The 659-nt window shown below is 59.2% G+C and carries 1 protein-coding gene; it reads left to right on the top strand.

The window, feature by feature from the left end; genetic code table 11:
- On the top strand, positions 1-553 hold a 553-nt coding region (locus tag U5782_RS41310), incomplete at its 5' end, for a Sir2 family NAD-dependent protein deacetylase (protein WP_322049630.1).
- Positions 554-659: the final 106 nt, after the last annotated feature.

Raw genomic sequence — 659 nt, 5'->3', positions numbered from 1 at the left:
TGGTTTTCGTCAACTGCTCACGTGGGCGTCACGAAAGACACACGGCGCATTCGTGTTCACGAGTAATGTAGACGGCCAGTTTCAGAAGGCAAGATTTGCTGCTGCACGCATCGAGGAATGTCACGGGACGATCCACGCGTTGCAATGCGTCAACGCATGTACGGACGAAGCCTGGCAAGCGGACGACTTCAATCCGGTTGTCGACGAGACAATGTGTCGCCTGGAAGGGGAATTGCCTCGCTGCCGCCATTGCGGATCGCTTGCGCGTCCGAATATCCTGATGTTCGGTGACTGGAACTGGGTCGGCAAATATGCGGATCGTCAGGCAGAGCGCCTCGCGGTATGGTCGCGCGGCGTGGAGCGACTGGTGGTCGTCGAATTGGGCGCGGGGCGGACCTTGCCCACGGTGCGTCGATTCAGCGAACGTCACGGCCCGCGGGTCATTCGTATCAATCCACGGGATTTTTCCATTTCACCTGAAAGAGGTATTGGAATTGCGGCTGGGGCGCTCGCCGCGTTGCAGGCAATTGAGACGAGGTTGAGACACGGGTGAAGACCGCGCGCTTCCATGCTTCAACTAGCCGTTGTCGCCGTCGTAACGTGCAGCCATTTGACGAGCACGCATCGCAAACTCTGCGCGCAGTTCTGCCGGCGCGAGC

It is taken from the genome of Paraburkholderia sp. J67, from assembly GCF_905220265.1.
GTDB lineage: Bacteria > Pseudomonadota > Gammaproteobacteria > Burkholderiales > Burkholderiaceae > Paraburkholderia.
The sequence above is the reverse complement of the archived record's forward strand: the minus strand, read 5'-3'. Positions and strand labels throughout refer to the sequence as shown.